Below are 17,392 nucleotides of genomic sequence, written 5' to 3'. Positions count from 1 at the left end.
TAAATCATTAAAAAAAATACAATTATATTGTTAATATTGTTCTCTTTATATTATTAATACAAAAAGTGCTACAATTTGGTTTTTATTAAAGGAATTAATTATGGAAATTTTATCTTGGCAGGTTTTTTATGCTATCATGCTAACATTTTTTGCAGGTGCCTCAAGTGCAATTGGAGCTTTAATTGCTTTCTTTTCATATGCAAATAATACTCGATTTTTATCTTTTGGGCTGGGTTTTTCTGCGGGAGTTATGATTTATATTTCTTTTGTAGAGATTCTACCCTCTTCATTGCTAGATTTCAAAACCTATTCTAAAGATTTTGGCGAAATAATAGGTTTATTATGTTTTTTTGGAGGCTTATTAATCAGCCTACTTATCGATAAACTAATCCCAAAAGAACTTAATCCACACAATCCTAAAGATAATGATGAGTTATTAGAGTTAAAAATTTGCCCCATTCCTAGTGGCAAACAAAAACCAAGCTATCACCCTGGAATCTCACAAAGAGAAACTTTAAAACTTAAACACATGGGGATTTTAACAGCCATTGCCATTGGAATACATAATTTTCCAGAAGGCTTTGCAGTCTTTGCTTCAAGCTTAGATAATCTTTCATTTGGTATTATCATCGCACTTGCCATTGCCATTCACAACATTCCTGAAGGTATGGCGGTTTCCCTACCTATTTATCACGCCACAGGCAACAAAAAGAAAGCTTTCTATTACTCTGCTATTTCTGGACTTGCAGAACCCTTAGGAGCAATCATTGGCGCATTATTTCTATTACCTTTTATGGGAGATTTAACTTTAGCAATTACTTTTGCCTTTGTAGCTGGAATTATGGTATTTATCTCGCTAGATGAATTACTTCCTGCTTCAAAAAACTATGGAGAAGCACACGATAGCTTATATGGATTAATTCTAGGAATGGTAGTCATAGCCTTTAGCCTATTAATTTTAAATCACTAACAAACCTCAAGGTTGGGGGCTAAAATAGCGCATCATTTCAATAGTTTCTTGATCTAATAAAGTGCCTCTATTAGTCAAATCTCTGATTATTTGTTCTCTAACTTCCTGTTTTAAGTTTTGCCCAAATTTTGCTTTTATGCTTTGACTTTCTACCTTTATTGCTCCAACAAATACACCCCTTTCTTGCCCTTTAAATTGACCCAAATCCATATCCAATGAATCATTATGAGATTCATACTTTTGCACTAACGACTTTAAAATGCACTTTTTTCTTTGATAATCCGTAATTGTTTCAAAAGTGCCACTTAGATAAACAGAAAAGAAAAATTGCGTAGGAATCATTGTGTTATTTAAAAAATAAGAAGGAATATAAGAATAAATTTTTGTAGCACTAAAAGAGACTTTTGGATTCTCTTTTAGCAAATGGTATTTTCTACCACTCTTTGCTCCATGAAAATAAATTTCATCACCGCAATAACAAAAACTAATAGGAACCCCATAAGGTTCAACATCTGGGATAATCATCACACCAAATTCGATTTTTTGCAACATTGATTCTATAATCTTAGAATCATTGCATTCAAATTCACTGCGTCGCATTAATTTTATTATCCCCTTACACTGGAAATACTCTAATACTCGAATCAAGCCCCTCTTGCAAAACAGATTCAATAGCAAAAAGTGTCCCTGTCGCACCACTTGCACAACCACTGCAAGCACCAAGATAGCGGATATACACATCAGTATGCCCATCGCTTGAATTTTTAAGCTCAATAATCTCCATATTTCCGCCATCCATCATAAGCATAGGACGAATCTTCTCATCAATCAAACTCTCAATTGCTTTAATCTTTTGCACCAAAGTCATATCGGCAAACTTCAAATCCCCTTTAGATTCCAAATCCGCCTTGTTTTTTAGCGATTCTTCTTCCATTTCTGCTCGAACATCACGCAAAATATCCACCAAATAATATTCTCTCTCTTCATGTCCTCCGGGCTTAATGCAGCTTTTACAAAATGCGCCTGCTTTGGTGTATTCAGTTATCTCTTCTACACTTTTTAAATCATTTAGCTTAATAACTTCTTTTAATGTCCCAAGGCTCACCCTAGCACACTCGCATACTATAATCTCATCTTCAAAATCCTCTGGATTCTTCCCAAGATACAATGCAGCTGCCTTTTTAATCACATCATAAGCCATTACCGAGCAGTGCATTTTTTGCCCCGGAACCGCTGGCGTATCAGGATCATCACGCAATGCCTTTTCTACATCAATATTAGTAATTTTCACCGCCTCTTGCACTTTTTTGCCCAAACACAATTCCACCATCATATCACTACTTGCAATAGCAGTCCCACAGCCAAAGCTCTTAAATTTTGCATCAACAATCACATCATTGCTATCTACAAGCCAATACAACCTTACAGCATCGCCACAAGCCTCTGCACCATAGTCTGCAACAATCAATTTCAACCCTCGTTCATCGGCTTCTTTTTGCGTAATCACTCCTAAATGTGTTGGATTGTCCATTCTCTCACTGACTTTTTTAGAATACGCATCCCACAATGCTCCACCCAATAATTCATTTTTTGCCATCTTATATCCTTTAATAACTACTTGAAATTGCTCTTAAACGCTCAATTGATTTTTTAAAAATTGTGATTGCATAATCAATTTCCTCTTGCGTTGTAAATCTACTCAAAGAGATTCTAACTGCGGTGTGTGCCAATTCTTTATCTGCACCAATTGCACTCATTACAGGATTAGCCTCCAAATCCTCACTCGCACAAGCACTACCAGTCGAACAAGCAATACCATTTTTGTTTAAATCCCAAAGCATCGCCTCGCCCTCTACACCTCGAATACTTACCAAAATTGTATTAGGCACTCGTAATGCCCTATCCCCAACTACAAATACATCAGGAATCTCCAGCAACGCATCTTCTAGCTTATCACGCAATCGCCTAACATTATTACGCTCAAAATCCAAATGCAAACACGCTTGACGCATTGCCTCACCCATTGCTACAATATAAGGCACATTGAGCGTCCCACTGCGTCTGCCACCCATATGTTCTCCACCATGAAAAAGCGGGGTTAGCTTTACACCTTTTTTGATATAAAGCCCACCAATTCCTTTAGGTCCATGGAATTTATGCCCACTAAAGCTTAGAAAATCTACATTAGCCTTTTGTACATCAACAGGAATCTTACCAATAGCCTGCACCGCATCTGTGTGGAATAAAACACCTCTTCTTTTGCAGATTTCCCCAATCTCATCAATAGGGAAAATAATCCCTGTTTCATTATTTGCCCACATTATGCTAACAAGTGCCGTTTTATCTGTGATAGCCTCTTCTACTTGCTTAGCTTTAAGTGTCCCATTTTCACCAATAGAAAGATAGGTAACTTCTACTCCAAGTGTCTCCAAAAATCTACAGGTTGCCAAAACCGCTGGATGCTCCACATCAGTAGTGATAATGTGATTTTTCTCGCCAAACCGCAAAACATCAAAATACACTCCCTTTAGCACCCAATTATTAGATTCTGTCGCACAAGAAGTGATAATAATATCATCTTCATCTCTTGCATTAATTCCTTCATAAAGATGATTAAAAGCTTCTCTTATTGCCTTGTGTGTTTCTGTTCCAAAAGTATGCAAAGAATTTGGATTCCCATATTTTTCACAAAAATAAGGCTCCATAAGTTCCTTTGCTCGCGGGTCCAACATAGTCGTTGCATTATTGTCTAAATAGACTCTTTTGCTAGACTTTTCCATATTATTATCCTTTCAAAATACACTTTAAATATAAACTTTTTCATTTTTTAAAAAACTAAAATGAATTTAGCTTTTACTCCAAAAAAGCTTAAAGAATTTTGAATTTAAATAGATATGGTCAATTTTATCTGCAAAATATTTCTAATGCTCTTTGTAAATCCTCTTTGGTATCAATCCCAAAAGATTTACTAGAAACTTTTGCCATTACAATTTTCTTATTATTTTCGATTGCTCTTAATTGCTCTAATTTTTCAATTTCTTCTAAAGGGGATTTTGGAAGCTTACAAAACTCTTGCAAGCTCTTACCACTAAAGGCATAAATCCCCAAATGCCCAAAATAATGCCACTCTTTGTGAGTATCCATAATATTTTCCCTATCATAAGGAATAAGAGAGCGTGAAAAATAAATAGCTTCATCATTCTTATTGAATATCACTTTTACCAAATTTGGATCTTTTGCTTCTTCTTTGGAAATCACCTTCGCACAACTTCCCATAAATGGAATTTCGCCCAACTCTTTTGTTTTAGATTCCATAAAATCCTTAAGCGTTTGAATAACTTCTTGTTCAATAAAAGGCTCATCACCTTGCAAATTAATCACAATTTCATTATCATCTACACCCAAAATCCTTGCACACTCTGCGATTCTATCTGTGCCGCTATTATGCTCTTTATTAGTCAAAACCCCTTCAAAGCCAAAGTCTTTGCACACTTTTTGCACATTTTCATCATCACAAGCAATTACTACATTATCCACTTCTTTTGCAATTTGTGCCACTCTAACAACCATAGGAATCCCTTTAATAAGAGCAAGAATCTTATTAGGAAACCGCGTAGATTTTAATCTTGCTGGAATTATAATCATAACTAAAAATCAAACAATTCCCCCAAAAAGCTCTCACGCTTTCTGGGCTTTTCATAATGGCGGCTTTCTTTGTATCTTGGTTCTTCATATCTTGCTTGAGAATGCGAAGTGCTTTGAGAGCGTTCAATGATTTTATCTAGCTCTCCCCTATCAAGCCAAACACCACGACATTTTGGACAATAATCAATCTCTACTCCACTTCTTTCACTCATTACCAAATCTACATTACAAACCGGACATTGCATATTGATTCCTTAATTTTAAATATTTTAAAACAATCATTATACTTAAAATAGCTTAATTAAACTCAAATTTTATTTATCTTAAATCATCTCCTTGCCATACCAACACCCAAAATTTTCTCTAATTTTTCCTTTCTTTTTGGATTTGCAAGCTTAAAATAAGATTCTACATCCAAAATCAATTTTGCATCAGTTGCCTTATGCGTTGCTAATATAAGCAAAAATTTCATATCAAAATCTTCCACCTCTCCCATATAAAGATTATAATGTATTTTGGCAAACTTCACACATTCCATCAAATCTTGCAAGCTATTTTCCTTTTTTGACATTTTAGCCAACAATTCCTCTGCACTAGGGAATTTTTCATTCTTGATATTCGCCTTAGTTTTACTCATCAAAAATGCAATCCACAAACCTACAAATAAAACTCCTATTGCCGCACAAAGTAAAATTAAAATCAAAATATCTTTCTGCATTGATTATCCCACTTATTTAAGAATAAAAATTTGCTAATTATAGCTTCCATTTACTTCAATTTTATGGAATTGATAAACTTTTATCGTTATAATATCAAAAATCATTTCTAAGGAATATTATATGGATACAAATCATTTCAAACAAAAAGTAAGTGAAATTCAAGCAAAAAGCGGCTATAAAGCCCCTATTGGTTTTGGAATCTGTTATGCTGATGTAGGAATTATGAGTAATAAAGTCTTGCAAGCAACTTATCCTGTATTAAACTGGAAAGAAAACTTTGGAAGTTATGCAATTTTTTGGGAACTAAGGGAAGAATGTGAAATCTTAGAAGAATGCGAGAGCGAATTGGTTTTTGGAATTACAGAGGAATTTGTCATCAAAGCACTAGAGGCTTTCTCTCCTTACTTAGCAGAAACTCAAAGCAATCCTAATGCACACAAAAATGTTGCTGTGGTTTTGGAATTACAAAGAGCCTTGCAAGAGGATAGAATCTATACAGAAAATGGTGACTTCCGCTATCGCTTTTGTGCTATTTATGAAGATACACAATGCAAAAGCGTAGAATCCGCTTATATGAAGCTTTTGGCTCTTTCACTTGGCAAAGCCCCTTTAAGAAGTCTTTATTTAGATGGAATCTTTGGATTGCTTACAAATGTTGCTTGGAGTGGCAATGTGCCTTTTGAACTTGATTGGCTAAGAGAAAATGAAATCGCTCTTAAAATGCGAGGGGAATTCCCTGCCATTGACTTTGTAGATAAATTCCCACGCTATCTTATGCAAGTTATTCCACAATATGATAATATCCGCTTACTTGATACAGCCAAAACTCGCTTTGGTGCATATCTTGGCACAGGTGGTTACACTCAAATGCCCGGGGCTAGCTATGTGAATTTCAATGCTGGGGCAATGGGCGCTTGTATGAATGAAGGTAGAATCTCATCTAGTGTGATTGTTGGAGAAGGTAGCGATGTAGGTGGTGGTGCGAGTATTTTAGGTGTTTTAAGCGGTGGCAACTCTGAACCTATTAGCATTGGCAAAAACTGCTTACTTGGTGTTAATAGCTCCACAGGTATTAGTTTGGGCGATGGTTGTATTGTTGATGGAGGTATTGCGATTTTGGCAGGAACAGTTTTTAAAATCACACCTCAAGAAGCCCAAAAGATTAAAGAAATTAATCCAACTTTTGAAATCAAAGAAGACGGACTTTACAAAGGCAAAGAGCTTTCAGGCAAAAATGGTATCCATTTCCGATGCGATTCTAAAACCGGCGTAATGATTGCTTTCCGCTCCAACAGAAAAATCGAACTCAATTCTGCCCTACACTAAGCTTTACAATTCTGCTCTTTAGCAGCAGAATTGGCTTATCAATTCTACTTCAAAGCTAATTTATTCTAAACTTGCAAACATTCCAAATCTACCGCATTTTTTATCTCTTCGATAAGAAAAATACCTTTTATCACAGCAAGTGCAAATAGGGCTAATCTCATAATGATTAATCCCCATTTCATTAAATTGCCTTTTTAAAACTGCAACCAAATCCAAATAAATTTTGCCATTTTGGAGAATCTTTCCTTCCATTAGTGGCTTACTGATTACTTCTTCTTGCACTTCATAACAACATTTGCGAATTGATGGACCCACATAAGCAAAAAGATTCTGAAAATGACTTCCATATTGTTCTTGCAAAACTTTACAAGCCTCAAAAACAATGCCTTTTTCTACCCCAAGCCTACCGGCATGCAACATCACTAATATTTTATTTTGCAAATCAAAAATTACAATAGGATTGCAATCTGCAACCATAATCAATCCAACAATACCTTTTTTATCAATTAAAATCCCATCTCCTTCCCCCAGCAATCCAAAATGATTTGCTTTTAAAATCTCTTTACCATGCACTTGATTTAAGAATACTAATTGCTCCAAACAAAACCCCTGAGATTCCAAAAGTCTCTTATGGTTTGCTTCAACCTCTCTTTTGGTAGAATCTCCAGCATGATAGGCAACATTATCACCCATTTTACTAAACCAAATCTTTAGCCCTTTAGGTAGCGTCAATTATGGTCCCCTCCCCACCTATCTTCTACTCTATCATAAGCTTCATAATTTTGCATGATGATGCAAGCACCTTTAGAAATATCTAACAAAGGATTAGGTGAAAGATTAATTTTCATTTTCAACTCTTCTTCCAAAAACTCTTTCATTCCTGTTATTAGAGCCATTCCGCCCGTGAGAATCGCCCCATCATCTATCAAATCTGGAGCAATTTGAGCTGGAGATTTTTGGATAGCTTCCAAAATTGTTTTTTTAATTTTATACATTCCAGATAAAAGCACTTCTTTTAAATCATTCAAATTCAATTCAAACGCGATAGGCATTCCTGTTGCCAAGGATTTAGCACCGATATTGATAATAGGATTATCCCCAAAAACATTGATTTGTCGCTTAATGTTTTCTGCCATTTCTTTGCTAATACTAATGTTTTTATTGTGTCTGCAATATTCCACCAACGCATAATCAATAAAATCTCCAGCTTCTTTAGTAAAAGCACTTGTAACAAGTCCGCCAAGAGAAATAACACTCACTTCAACTAACCCGCCCCCTGCATCAATAATCATCTTTGCCCTAGAAGTGCTAATATCCAACCCTGCTCCAACACTTGCACTAAAAGGATCCTCAATCAAAAACACCTCTTTTGCACCAGCAAGCATTGCTGCCTCATGCAAAGAATGTCTCTCTACTTGTGTAAGATTCCGTGGGATACTAATTCCAACCCTAGGTGCTAAATTACGCGTTTGACCTAGATTAATTAATGCACCAATAAAAATCTTAGTAGTCTCAAAATCGCTAATTGCACCATTTAAAAGCGGATTGACTATCTCAAAATTTTGTGGGGCTCTCCCCAACATTTTCTTAGCTTGCTCTCCAATGCAAACAACTCTTTTGAAATTTCTTGTATCCTCCAATGCAATACAAGTCGCCTCACAAAATATAATCTCTTCTACATTATTTCTTACAATTGTATTAACCGTTCCTAAATCAATTGCAATATCATTGCGTCCAAAAAAAGCCATATATCTCCCACCAAATTCTATTCTTTATTATTAAATTATAACAATATTCACTGCAATATCCCTTTAAAATTAAAAATTTTATCAATATTTGATATAATCGCAAAAACAATAATTTCATAGAGGACAGGTTAATGATTTTTGCTATTTGTTATGGGATATTTTTTACCCTACCAAAAATTTTTCTTAGTATCATAGAGCTGCGTTTCTTAAAATCTCAATTATACCAAAAACCTTATATTTTAGATTCACAATCATTTATCAAAGCGGCAAATTATTCAATCATCAAAGAAAAAATCTCCCTTTTACAATCTTTAGTCGATTTTATACTAGTAGGGATTTGGATTGCATTTGGATTGCATTTTTTGGAATCTTTTATCAATACTCATTCACTCTTAGGCAGTGTGGTTTTTGTCCTTCTATTTTTATTGATACAAAGCCTCTTTTCACTTCCTTTTGAGGCTTATAAAACGCTAGTTATTGACAAACAATTTGGTTTTGCAAAGGGCGGAATCAAGCTTTTTATTCTTGATAACATTAAATCTTTCTTGCTTTTATTGATAGTTGGCGGAATCTTGATTTTTATTTTTATATGGATTATTTCTAATATACAATACTGGGAATTTTATGCCTTTATTGTTAGTGTAATCTTAATTGTCGCTATCAATCTTTTATATCCAACTCTTATTGCGCCTATTTTTAATAAATTCACTCCCTTACAAGATGAAAATCTAAAAACTTCTATACAAAATCTTTTAAACCAAGTTGGTTTTAATTCTAATGGTATTTTTGTGATGGATGCCTCTCGCAGAGATGGGAGATTGAATGCTTATTTTGGAGGACTTGGCAAAACAAAACGCGTTGTTTTATTTGATACACTTTTAGAAAAAATCCCACAAGATTCGATTCTTGCTGTTTTGGGGCATGAATTAGGGCATTTCAAAAACCTTGATATTTATAAAATGATGGGGTTAGTTTTGTTGTTTGTTTTTATTTTATTAAATATCATTGCAAACTTTCCACAATCCCTCTTTGCACAAGCAAACTTGACACAATCTCCACACAGCATTGTTGTATTTTTGCTTCTTTTAAGCGCACCTATTGGATTTTACTTTACCCCCATTATCGGATTTTTTAGTCGCAAAAACGAATACAATGCTGATGAGTTTGGGGCAAATCTCACGAGCAAAGAAGCCTTAGCAAAAGCTCTTTTATTGCTAGTCAAAGAAAATAATTCTTTTCCACTTTCACACCCACTTTATATGCGTTTTTATTATACTCACCCACCGCTTATGGCGCGTCTTATTGCATTAGATTGTGAAAAATTAGCTTTTAAGGACGCTTGTTGAATCTCAAAGAAGCCTTAGATTTTGGCACAAAAAGACTTCAATCTCGCCAAATACTACGACCACGCTTAGAATCTGAAATTTTGCTTTCTTTTGTTTTAAATCAACCAAGAATCTATCTCCATATCCATGAAACACAAGCTCTCTCACACTTTGAAGAAATTCGCTATCTTGATTTTATTTGTCGTCGAGAACAACACGAACCCATTGAATATCTCACAGAAAAAGTGAGTTTTTATGGGGAAGAATTTTATATTTCCCATGGCACTTTAATCCCACGCCCAGAAACAGAGATTCTAATCGATAAAGCAAAAGAGATTATTTTGCAGCACTCTTGCAAAAATATTGCAGAAATAGGAATTGGCAGTGGGATTATTAGCATTATGCTATCGCTTTTATTGCAAGATTATCCTTTGAAATTCTATGCTAGCGATATTTCACCAGAATCTTTATTCAATGCTTATGTCAATTTAAAAAAATTTAAAATTTCTAATCTTAAGCTTTATAAAAGTGCCTTTTTGGATTTCAATACACAAAACAAACTCTCATTTGATTTATTAATCTCCAATCCGCCTTATATCAAAAATGATGAAATTCTTCCACATTCTCTTTCTTATGAACCACCAAAAGCATTATTTGGCGGAGAAGTAGGAGATGAGATTCTCCACCAAATTATCTTGCTTGCTTATAATGCAAAAATTCCTCATCTCATTTGTGAAATGGGCTATAATCAAAGACAAAGTATAGAAAATTTTATACACAAAATTCCACACAAAAAAATAGAATTTTACAAAGATTTGGCAAATTTAGATAGAGGTTTTATTGTAGAGTTTTAATTAAGTAAGCCTAAGCCTACTTAATCTCTTTGATAAAAGCGTCCTTATTGATTTTATCTTTAATCACAGGAAGGTTTTTTTGTGCTTCTTCTTTGGTTGCAAAAGGTCCTATCAACAAACGAGTTGCACCTCCAGCCTTTTGCATTTGGTGGCTAAAGTTTAACTCTTTAATGGTTTGGAGTATTTTTTGGTTGGGCGATTTACTAAATGAACCCACTTGAATATAAAAGCCTTTTGCTATCCCAACTTCTTGTTTTTTGGAATCTTCTGCTGTTGTTGTAACATTTTTAGTTTCTGATGATTTAATTGTATTTTGTTTATTTTCTTGATTAGTTTCTAATACCACTTGTTCTTTTGGAGGATTTGGCAATGCCTCTTGTTGTTCTTTTTGTTGTGCTTTAATTTGATCAATGATTTTTTGGAATTGCTCATCTGAATTGCTTGTATTTTGTGATTGAATTGGCACTTGCCCAAAATCTGTATTTTGCTCTTCTTTTGCCATTGTTGGCAATTGAGCCTCTTCTACTGGCTTATTTGTTTGTGCATTTGTATCCACTTCATTTTTGCTTCCACTTTGCATCATATAAACAATCAAAATAATAATTGCAAAAATTACAATCCCAATTGCCACCAACAAAATAGTTTTTTTGCTCTTTGTTTCCTTTTCATCTTCTTCTTGAATATCGCTAATTAGCAAATCATCAAGTTCCAACCCTTTTTCTTCTTTTTTGTTGTCATTTGTATCTATCATTTTTTCTCCTTTACATATGTTTTGACCAAGAAGCACCACGCTCTTTATTATAAACCCCATAAGGCACCACAAGAATATTAAAACTTCTAGGTATGTCCAATGAAGGAAACATTTTCCATTCTGTTGGCATTTTTTGTGCTAACTTTGCTCCAAGCATTTTTGCTAATTGACACGCCTCTTGAAAAGTTGTATGCCCCTTATGCACATAAAGGTGCAAATGTCCGGGCGTTTTTGTCTGATAAGCTGTGAAATTAATAAAACCCTCTTCCCTCAAAAGCAATTGTGCGCGATGCCAAAACCTTTCTGCATTAAAGCCATTATAATCAAAAACGATATTTTCTACCTTATCTTGAGTATTAATCAAAGAATGTGCGACAGTGATTTCTTTTCTAAAATGGCTTTGCAATATTGTTCTTGTGAGTGGTTCATCTACTCTTTTAAACTTATCATAGAAGATTCTTCCATTATGATGGATTTTTTGACCAATTCCCGCTTCTTTTATCCAATAATGCGAAGTAATCATTTTAATAAGTTTTAAATCCATATCTGTAACCATTCTCTACCTCTTTTCATTCATATTGTATTTAAAATATCGCCTTGTTATATACAGGAAATTTTAACGCAAGCTGCTTTAATTCATCTTTTATTTGCTCTTGCTTTTGAGTATTTTGTATATCATCTAAAACATCTGCAATCTTATTTGCTACAATATCAAATTCAGCTTCTTTAAATCCTCTAGCACTCAATGCAGGAGAACCAATCCTAACTCCGCTTGTAACAAATGGGCTACGAGTTTCACCCGGAACTGTATTTTTATTGACTGTGATTCCTGCATTTCCCAATGCCAAATCGGCATCTTTTCCGCTAAAGTCCTTATCTAGTAGTGACAATAATACCAAGTGATTATCAGTCCCACCACTTACAATTTTATAGCCTCTCTTTTGCAAAACATCTGCCAAAACTTTTGCATTAGCCTTTACTTGTTTGGCATATTGCTTCCACTCTGGCTTTAGATTCTCACCAAAGCCGACTGCTTTCCCCGCAATTACATGCATCAAAGGACCACCCTGCATTCCCGGGAATACAGCCTTATCAATCTTTTTGGCATATTCTTCATTATTAGTCAGTATCATTCCGCCACGAGGACCTCTTAAGGTTTTATGTGTAGTGGTTGTTACTACATCAGCATAAGGGAATGGATTAGGATATTCACCAGCGACAACAAGCCCAGCAACATGAGCAATATCTGCCAACAAAATTGCTCCAACACTATCTGCTATTTCCCTAAAACGCTTAAAATCCAATTCCCTAGAATAAGCACTAAACCCACAAACAATCAAGTTTGGCTTTGTAATGCTTGCAATTTCTTGAACTTTATCATAATTGATATACCCATCTAATTCTACACCATAAAAAAAGCTTTGATACATTTGCCCTGTTATGCTTACTTTTGCCCCATGAGTAAGATGCCCTCCATGGCTCAAATCCATTCCCAAAATCTTATCATAAGGCTTAAGTAGAGCTGCATACACAGCAGCATTTGCTTGAGAACCTGCGTGAGGTTGCACATTAGCAAATTCACACCCAAAAAGCTTTTTTGCGCGATTAATCGCCAATTCCTCTATCTTATCGACAAACTCGCAACCACCATAATATCTTTTATAAGGATACCCCTCTGCGTATTTATTTGTCAAAACACTCCCCATTGCTTCCATTACACTAGGAAATGTAAAATTCTCACTTGCAATCATTTCTAAGTGAGTGTTTTGACGCTCTAATTCCTCTCCGATGATATCAAAGATTTCTTTATCTGATTTTTCCAAAAAATAACTCATTTTAATCCTTTTTTTGTGGTTTAAGTGCTGGGAATAAAATCACATCTTTAATAATATTATGCCCAGTTAATAGCATTACAAGCCTATCTATCCCTATACCCTCACCCGCTGTTGGTGGCATACCATAAGAAAGAGCTGTAATATAATCTTCATCCATATATTGTGCTTCCTCATCACCGGCTTCTTTAGCAATTACCTGCTCTTTAAACCTCTCATATTGATCCAAAGGATCATTAAGCTCACTAAAACCATTTGCGATTTCGCTTCCACCAATAAACAACTCAAATCTATCTGCAATCTCTGGATTCTCATCATTACGCCTAGCAAGCGGACTAATCACAATAGGAAAATCAGTGATAAAAGTAGGATTAATTAGCTTATCCTCCACAAACGCATCAAAAGCTTCACTTTGAAGTTTTCCTAATTCCATTTTGGATTCTAATTTGACATTATTTGCAATCAAATAATCATACAATTTATCTCTATCTGTGGCAACTTCTCGTGGAATCCCGCCAATCTCCACTAAAGAATCCAAATAAGAAATCTCTCTAAACTCGCTAAAATCAATCTCTTTTTCATTGAATTTTAAAATTTTTGGTAGATTTAATTGAGCAAACAAATAATCAAAGAGTGCTTTTGTGATTTTAATCAAATCTTTATAATCTTTATAAGCCCAATAAAACTCTATCATAGTAAATTCTGGATTGTGTGAATGATCCATTCCTTCATTTCTAAAATTTCGATTAATCTCAAATACAGCCTCAAATCCACCTACAACAAGCCTTTTGAGATACAATTCTGGGGCAATCCTCAAATATCGTTCGACATTTAGAGCATTATGGAATGTTACAAATGGTTTTGCATTTGCACCACCGGGGATTGGGTGCATCATCGGAGTTTCTACTTCCAAAAATCCATTTTCTTCAAAAAATCTTCTCACGCAACTTACAATTTTAGAACGCAATACAAAAGTATCCCTGACTTCTTTATTCATAATCAAATCTAAATATCTTTGGCGATAACGCATTTCAATATCTACCAATCCATGATATTTTTCTGGCAATGGACTAATAGCCTTTGTAAGCAATTTGAATTCTAAAGCATGCAAACTCAATTCCCCTGTTTTAGTCACAAAAGGAAAGCCCTTAGCTACGATGATATCCCCTACTTCAATGTATTTTTTGAAAATTTCAAAATTCTCACCTAATTCATTTTTGGAAAGATAAATTTGCAAAATTCCACTATTATCTTCAATTTTCAAAAACGCAGCCTTCCCCATCAAACGAACAAACTTTATGCGTCCAGCCACTTGAGCATTTATGCTTGTATCTTTTCTATCATCGCTTTCTAGCTTTGTCAATGATTCAAACTTTTCCAAAAAAGTTTTACAATCCATTTCTTTTTGAATGCCGTTTCCATAAGGATTTATTCCAAGCTCTTTTAAGGAATTTGCTTTTTGGATTCTACCTTGGACATAAATATCATCTTCAAACAACTTTTACTCCTTATCTTAAGCTATTATCTACTTTGTTTTCAATATCTTCTGCGGTTTCTTGTATCTTCTCTTGAGGTATCGCCTCTTGTTTTACCTCTTCTTGTGGCACATCTAATTTTATAATCACTTCTCCAGCATCTAGCAACAAAGGATACAAAACGCTATTTTGCGTATGTTTTTGCATAAACCCTTTGGCAATTTGAATGTTAGAAACTGCATAAAAAATCACGGCAAAAATCATAAAGGTTTTTAATGCCCCAAAGCAAAATCCAAGCATACGATTCATTGTGCTTTGCGAACTCATATTAACCGCTCTTTGAAGTATTTCTGCCACTACCAAACTTGCAACCCAAACCACAATCAACAACACCAAAAATCCAATCAATGCAATTGCAGAAGGATTTTCAAAAGTATAGATATTTTGGCTTATCCATTCCCCAGCTTGAGTTGAATAAACCGAAGCGATATACACCCCACCAACAATTCCAAACAATCCAAACACTTCTCTAATGAAACCATTTACTATTCCTTTAATTCCAATTAGCAAAATTAAAGCACCAATAATCAAATCAAAATAACTCAAACTATCCACTAAAAAACCTTACAACTTATAAAATAAATAATTTTGCTATTTTACACAAAACTAACCTAAAAAAAGATATGATAAAATAAAATCTTGTAAAAATTATCAATAAAACTTACAAAAGGATACATACAATGGCAGCTAAAGAACATAGTTTTGACATTTCAGCAAAAGTCGATATACAAGAATTCAAAAATGCTTTAGAGCAGGCAAAAAAAGAAATTGCAAACCGCTTTGATTTCAAAGATGACAAAGCCAAAGAAATCGCATTCAACGAAAAAGAAAAATCACTCACAATCCTTGCTACAAGCGAAAACAAAGCAAAAACAATCAAAGATATTTTTGATTCCAAACTCATCAAACGCAATCTCTCTTTAAAAGTCCTAAAAGAAACTTCCAAAGACAATTCAAGTGGCGGAAACCTCAAAATAACCTACAAACTCAATGATACCCTAGATGACAAAAACGCAAAAACCATCAACGCAGAAATCAAAAATCAAAAATTCAAAGTCCAAACACAAATTCAAGGAAATGAGATTCGAGTAAAATCAAAAGATATTGATGAGCTTCAAAAAGTCATTGCCCATCTTAAAAAAATGGAATTAGAAATTTCTCTCAACTTTGGAAATTTCAATTAATGCCTTTATTATCAAGTTTTGGGCTAGTTTTCTCACAAGATAAACGCACGCAAATTCTTATAGGAATCTTAAGTGCTTTTCTTTTGAGCGCTTTTATCTATTTGGAATATTTTTTTGGAGATTCTAACTATAAGCTTTTTTCAAGTCTCTTTGCAATTTTAGGATTGTTTTTATACCTCAATCTTTCTCGTTTTGGTGCTTTTATTTGCGGAGCGTTAATCGGGATTTTGTGGTTTTATTGGGTAGCTTTAAGCTTCCGATTTTATGACTTAACTTATCTTATGCCTGCAATTTGGCTTACATTTATCATCATCTTTGGTTTTTTATTTTTTTTATTTTGTTATTTTCAAAACCCCCTTTATAAAATCTCAACCCTGCTTATTGCTAGCTTTATTCACCCTTTTGGTTTTAATTGGTTTATCCCTGAAATAATCTTAACCAAAAGCTACTTTTTCCCCTCTAAAAGCATTCTTTTTTTGCTTCTTATCACTTTAGCAATTTTTACTTTTTTGCTTCACAAAAGATTCTACAAAATAGGCATATCCTTGCTATTGTTTGCTTTGATTGCAACTAGTCTTTTTAGCCAAACACTCTACCCAACAAGCCACAAATCCACACTCAAAATCAAAACAACCTCCACGAATATCCCTCAAAATTTGCGTTGGGATTTAGCAAACCTAAATGCCACAATCCAAAGCAATTTAAACCTCATACAAAAAGCCAAACAAGAAAATTATGATTTGGTTATTCTGCCTGAAACTGCCTTCCCTATGGCTCTTAATACACAGCCTTCTTTAATACAATCGCTAAAAAACTTAAGTCAAGATATTATGATTATAACCGGAGGGGTTAATAAAGATAAAAATAATTTTTACAATAGTGCCTATATCTTCCAGCAAGGCAAAATGGAGATTCTAAACAAAGTCATTCTAGTCCCTTTTGGAGAAAAAATCCCTTTGCCTGATTTTATAGCCCATTGGATAAACGAAGTTTTTTTCAAAGGTGGGAATGATTTTGCTAGTAGCTTAGACAAAACGCCAAATTCTACAATCCTAAAAGACCATTTTTTTCAAATTGCAATCTGCTATGAAGCCACAAGAGTAGAATATTATCAAAACTCCCCAAAATTTCTTATTGCCATTAGTAATAATGCTTGGTTTTATCCTAGTATTGAATCCACTCTGCAAAAACTTCTTATGCAATATTTTGCATTCAATTATGGCACAACTATCTATCATTCTAGCAATGGCTCAAAAGATTTTGTGCTTTTGCCAAATCAACCTTAGATTTAATCCAAAAGCGTTTGCCTTTGGATTAATTTCGTTCGCAATTTTATAGTTTTATAAACTATTAAAGAAAATCTACACTTCTTGATTTTTTTGTTTATTTCTCTCCACCTCCTATATCTTAATACTTTAGAATCCTAAAAATACAATTCAATTTAATCTTAGAAATATCATTCAATTATTTAAAAGTATTGAATCTCTTTTAAGATTCTAAAAA

19 protein-coding genes are annotated in these 17,392 nt (G+C 34.2%); 6 read left to right on the top strand and 13 right to left on the bottom strand.

What is annotated here, in order from left to right; translation table 11 throughout:
- Nucleotides 1–100 precede the first annotated feature (100 nt).
- Nucleotides 101–970: a zinc transporter ZupT gene (gene zupT, locus JJQ98_RS04745; RefSeq protein ID WP_151104635.1), complete on the top strand. Its 870-nt coding sequence runs from the start codon at nucleotides 101–103 to the stop codon at nucleotides 968–970.
- A 6-nt stretch (nucleotides 971–976) separates the two neighbouring features.
- Here the strand turns inward: zupT and JJQ98_RS04740 are convergent, their stop codons facing one another.
- The 6 genes from JJQ98_RS04740 to JJQ98_RS04715 form a co-directional block, all read right to left on the bottom strand.
- Nucleotides 977–1,570: a pyridoxamine 5'-phosphate oxidase family protein gene (locus JJQ98_RS04740; RefSeq protein ID WP_060661099.1), complete on the bottom strand. Its 594-nt coding sequence runs from the start codon at nucleotides 1,568–1,570 to the stop codon at nucleotides 977–979.
- Between the two features lie 16 nt (nucleotides 1,571–1,586).
- Nucleotides 1,587–2,567: an iron-sulfur cluster assembly scaffold protein NifU gene (locus JJQ98_RS04735; protein ID WP_005020895.1), complete on the bottom strand. Its 981-nt coding sequence runs from the start codon at nucleotides 2,565–2,567 to the stop codon at nucleotides 1,587–1,589.
- A gap of 10 nt (nucleotides 2,568–2,577) precedes the next feature.
- Nucleotides 2,578–3,750: a NifS family cysteine desulfurase gene (locus JJQ98_RS04730; protein ID WP_054194881.1), complete on the bottom strand. Its 1,173-nt coding sequence runs from the start codon at nucleotides 3,748–3,750 to the stop codon at nucleotides 2,578–2,580.
- A gap of 124 nt (nucleotides 3,751–3,874) precedes the next feature.
- Nucleotides 3,875–4,615: a 3-deoxy-manno-octulosonate cytidylyltransferase gene (kdsB, locus tag JJQ98_RS04725; protein ID WP_151104636.1), complete on the bottom strand. Its 741-nt coding sequence runs from the start codon at nucleotides 4,613–4,615 to the stop codon at nucleotides 3,875–3,877.
- A 2-nt stretch (nucleotides 4,616–4,617) separates the two neighbouring features.
- Nucleotides 4,618–4,860 (bottom strand): TFIIB-type zinc ribbon-containing protein, encoded by a 243-nt coding sequence (locus JJQ98_RS04720; protein WP_005020892.1) that lies wholly within the window; start codon nucleotides 4,858–4,860, stop codon nucleotides 4,618–4,620.
- 83 nt (nucleotides 4,861–4,943) lie between these two features.
- Nucleotides 4,944–5,333: a hypothetical protein gene (locus JJQ98_RS04715; RefSeq protein WP_104719116.1), complete on the bottom strand. Its 390-nt coding sequence runs from the start codon at nucleotides 5,331–5,333 to the stop codon at nucleotides 4,944–4,946.
- Nucleotides 5,334–5,454: 121 nt separating this feature from the next.
- On the opposite strand from JJQ98_RS04715, the gene JJQ98_RS04710 reads away from it, so the two are divergent.
- Nucleotides 5,455–6,660, top strand: a complete 1,206-nt coding sequence (locus tag JJQ98_RS04710) for a 2,3,4,5-tetrahydropyridine-2,6-carboxylate N-succinyltransferase (RefSeq protein WP_151104637.1) — start codon at nucleotides 5,455–5,457, stop codon at nucleotides 6,658–6,660.
- A 60-nt stretch (nucleotides 6,661–6,720) separates the two neighbouring features.
- Here the strand turns inward: JJQ98_RS04710 and JJQ98_RS04705 are convergent, their stop codons facing one another.
- Both JJQ98_RS04705 and JJQ98_RS04700 read right to left on the bottom strand, forming a co-directional pair.
- On the bottom strand, nucleotides 6,721–7,392 hold the full coding sequence (locus JJQ98_RS04705) for a purine nucleoside phosphorylase YfiH/LACC1 family protein (RefSeq protein ID WP_065837273.1): 672 nt from the start codon (nucleotides 7,390–7,392) through the stop codon (nucleotides 6,721–6,723).
- On the bottom strand, nucleotides 7,389–8,408 hold the full coding sequence (locus tag JJQ98_RS04700; protein ID WP_060661094.1) for a rod shape-determining protein: 1,020 nt from the start codon (nucleotides 8,406–8,408) through the stop codon (nucleotides 7,389–7,391). Before JJQ98_RS04700 ends, JJQ98_RS04705 begins: the two co-directional genes overlap by 4 nt.
- A 131-nt stretch (nucleotides 8,409–8,539) precedes the next feature.
- Between JJQ98_RS04700 and JJQ98_RS04695 the strand changes: the two genes are divergently transcribed.
- Together JJQ98_RS04695 and JJQ98_RS04690 are read left to right on the top strand one after the other, a co-directional pair.
- Nucleotides 8,540–9,754, top strand: a complete 1,215-nt coding sequence (locus tag JJQ98_RS04695; RefSeq protein ID WP_151104638.1) for a M48 family metallopeptidase — start codon at nucleotides 8,540–8,542, stop codon at nucleotides 9,752–9,754.
- Entirely contained in the window at nucleotides 9,751–10,587 is an 837-nt protein-coding gene (locus JJQ98_RS04690) for a HemK/PrmC family methyltransferase (protein ID WP_054197693.1), read from the top strand. Before JJQ98_RS04695 ends, JJQ98_RS04690 begins: the two co-directional genes overlap by 4 nt.
- Before the next feature lie 16 nt (nucleotides 10,588–10,603).
- Here JJQ98_RS04690 and JJQ98_RS04685 read toward each other — a convergent pair whose 3' ends face one another.
- The 5 genes from JJQ98_RS04685 to JJQ98_RS04665 are packed head-to-tail and all read right to left on the bottom strand — an operon-like array spanning nucleotide 10,604 to nucleotide 15,260.
- Nucleotides 10,604–11,338, bottom strand: coding sequence for an SPOR domain-containing protein (locus JJQ98_RS04685; RefSeq protein WP_247596693.1), 735 nt, complete (start codon nucleotides 11,336–11,338; stop codon nucleotides 10,604–10,606).
- A gap of 10 nt (nucleotides 11,339–11,348) precedes the next feature.
- Complete coding sequence (locus tag JJQ98_RS04680; protein WP_054194874.1) at nucleotides 11,349–11,894, bottom strand: DUF1882 domain-containing protein; 546 nt, start codon at nucleotides 11,892–11,894, stop codon at nucleotides 11,349–11,351.
- A 28-nt stretch (nucleotides 11,895–11,922) separates the two neighbouring features.
- Nucleotides 11,923–13,173 carry a serine hydroxymethyltransferase gene (locus JJQ98_RS04675; RefSeq protein WP_054194873.1) on the bottom strand — a complete coding sequence of 417 codons (1,251 nt, stop codon included), beginning with the start codon at nucleotides 13,171–13,173 and terminating at the stop codon, nucleotides 11,923–11,925.
- Nucleotide 13,174: 1 nt separating this feature from the next.
- Nucleotides 13,175–14,668: a lysine--tRNA ligase gene (gene lysS, locus JJQ98_RS04670; protein WP_104719122.1), complete on the bottom strand. Its 1,494-nt coding sequence runs from the start codon at nucleotides 14,666–14,668 to the stop codon at nucleotides 13,175–13,177.
- A gap of 10 nt (nucleotides 14,669–14,678) precedes the next feature.
- Nucleotides 14,679–15,260, bottom strand: coding sequence for a CvpA family protein (locus tag JJQ98_RS04665; RefSeq protein ID WP_054197690.1), 582 nt, complete (start codon nucleotides 15,258–15,260; stop codon nucleotides 14,679–14,681).
- Nucleotides 15,261–15,385: 125 nt separating this feature from the next.
- Here JJQ98_RS04665 and JJQ98_RS04660 point away from each other — a divergent pair, with 125 nt between their 5' ends.
- Both JJQ98_RS04660 and JJQ98_RS04655 read left to right on the top strand, forming a co-directional pair.
- Nucleotides 15,386–15,889 carry a YajQ family cyclic di-GMP-binding protein gene (locus JJQ98_RS04660; protein WP_151104639.1) on the top strand — a complete coding sequence of 168 codons (504 nt, stop codon included), beginning with the start codon at nucleotides 15,386–15,388 and terminating at the stop codon, nucleotides 15,887–15,889.
- Nucleotides 15,889–17,175 carry an apolipoprotein N-acyltransferase gene (locus tag JJQ98_RS04655; protein WP_151104640.1) on the top strand — a complete coding sequence of 429 codons (1,287 nt, stop codon included), beginning with the start codon at nucleotides 15,889–15,891 and terminating at the stop codon, nucleotides 17,173–17,175. The genes JJQ98_RS04660 and JJQ98_RS04655 overlap by 1 nt, the downstream gene beginning before the upstream one ends.
- The last annotated feature ends 217 nt before the right edge of the window (nucleotides 17,176–17,392 follow it).

It is taken from the genome of Helicobacter pullorum NCTC 12824, assembly GCF_017979475.1.
GTDB lineage: Bacteria > Campylobacterota > Campylobacteria > Campylobacterales > Helicobacteraceae > Helicobacter_D > Helicobacter_D pullorum.
This window is presented reverse-complemented; position numbering and strand designations above follow the sequence as displayed.

Coding starts and splice junctions, on each gene's coding strand:
- zupT (WP_151104635.1), top strand. CDS start 101: ATGGAAATTTTATCTTGGCAGGTTTTTTATGCTATCATGCTAACATTT.
- JJQ98_RS04740 (WP_060661099.1), bottom strand. CDS start 1,570: ATGCGACGCAGTGAATTTGAATGCAATGATTCTAAGATTATAGAATCA.
- JJQ98_RS04735 (WP_005020895.1), bottom strand. CDS start 2,567: ATGGCAAAAAATGAATTATTGGGTGGAGCATTGTGGGATGCGTATTCT.
- JJQ98_RS04730 (WP_054194881.1), bottom strand. CDS start 3,750: ATGGAAAAGTCTAGCAAAAGAGTCTATTTAGACAATAATGCAACGACT.
- kdsB (WP_151104636.1), bottom strand. CDS start 4,615: ATGATTATAATTCCAGCAAGATTAAAATCTACGCGGTTTCCTAATAAG.
- JJQ98_RS04720 (WP_005020892.1), bottom strand. CDS start 4,860: ATGCAATGTCCGGTTTGTAATGTAGATTTGGTAATGAGTGAAAGAAGT.
- JJQ98_RS04715 (WP_104719116.1), bottom strand. CDS start 5,333: ATGCAGAAAGATATTTTGATTTTAATTTTACTTTGTGCGGCAATAGGA.
- JJQ98_RS04710 (WP_151104637.1), top strand. CDS start 5,455: ATGGATACAAATCATTTCAAACAAAAAGTAAGTGAAATTCAAGCAAAA.
- JJQ98_RS04700 (WP_060661094.1), bottom strand. CDS start 8,408: ATGGCTTTTTTTGGACGCAATGATATTGCAATTGATTTAGGAACGGTT.
- JJQ98_RS04695 (WP_151104638.1), top strand. CDS start 8,540: ATGATTTTTGCTATTTGTTATGGGATATTTTTTACCCTACCAAAAATT.
- JJQ98_RS04685 (WP_247596693.1), bottom strand. CDS start 11,338: ATGATAGATACAAATGACAACAAAAAAGAAGAAAAAGGGTTGGAACTT.
- JJQ98_RS04680 (WP_054194874.1), bottom strand. CDS start 11,894: ATGGTTACAGATATGGATTTAAAACTTATTAAAATGATTACTTCGCAT.
- JJQ98_RS04675 (WP_054194873.1), bottom strand. CDS start 13,173: ATGAGTTATTTTTTGGAAAAATCAGATAAAGAAATCTTTGATATCATC.
- JJQ98_RS04660 (WP_151104639.1), top strand. CDS start 15,386: ATGGCAGCTAAAGAACATAGTTTTGACATTTCAGCAAAAGTCGATATA.
- JJQ98_RS04655 (WP_151104640.1), top strand. CDS start 15,889: ATGCCTTTATTATCAAGTTTTGGGCTAGTTTTCTCACAAGATAAACGC.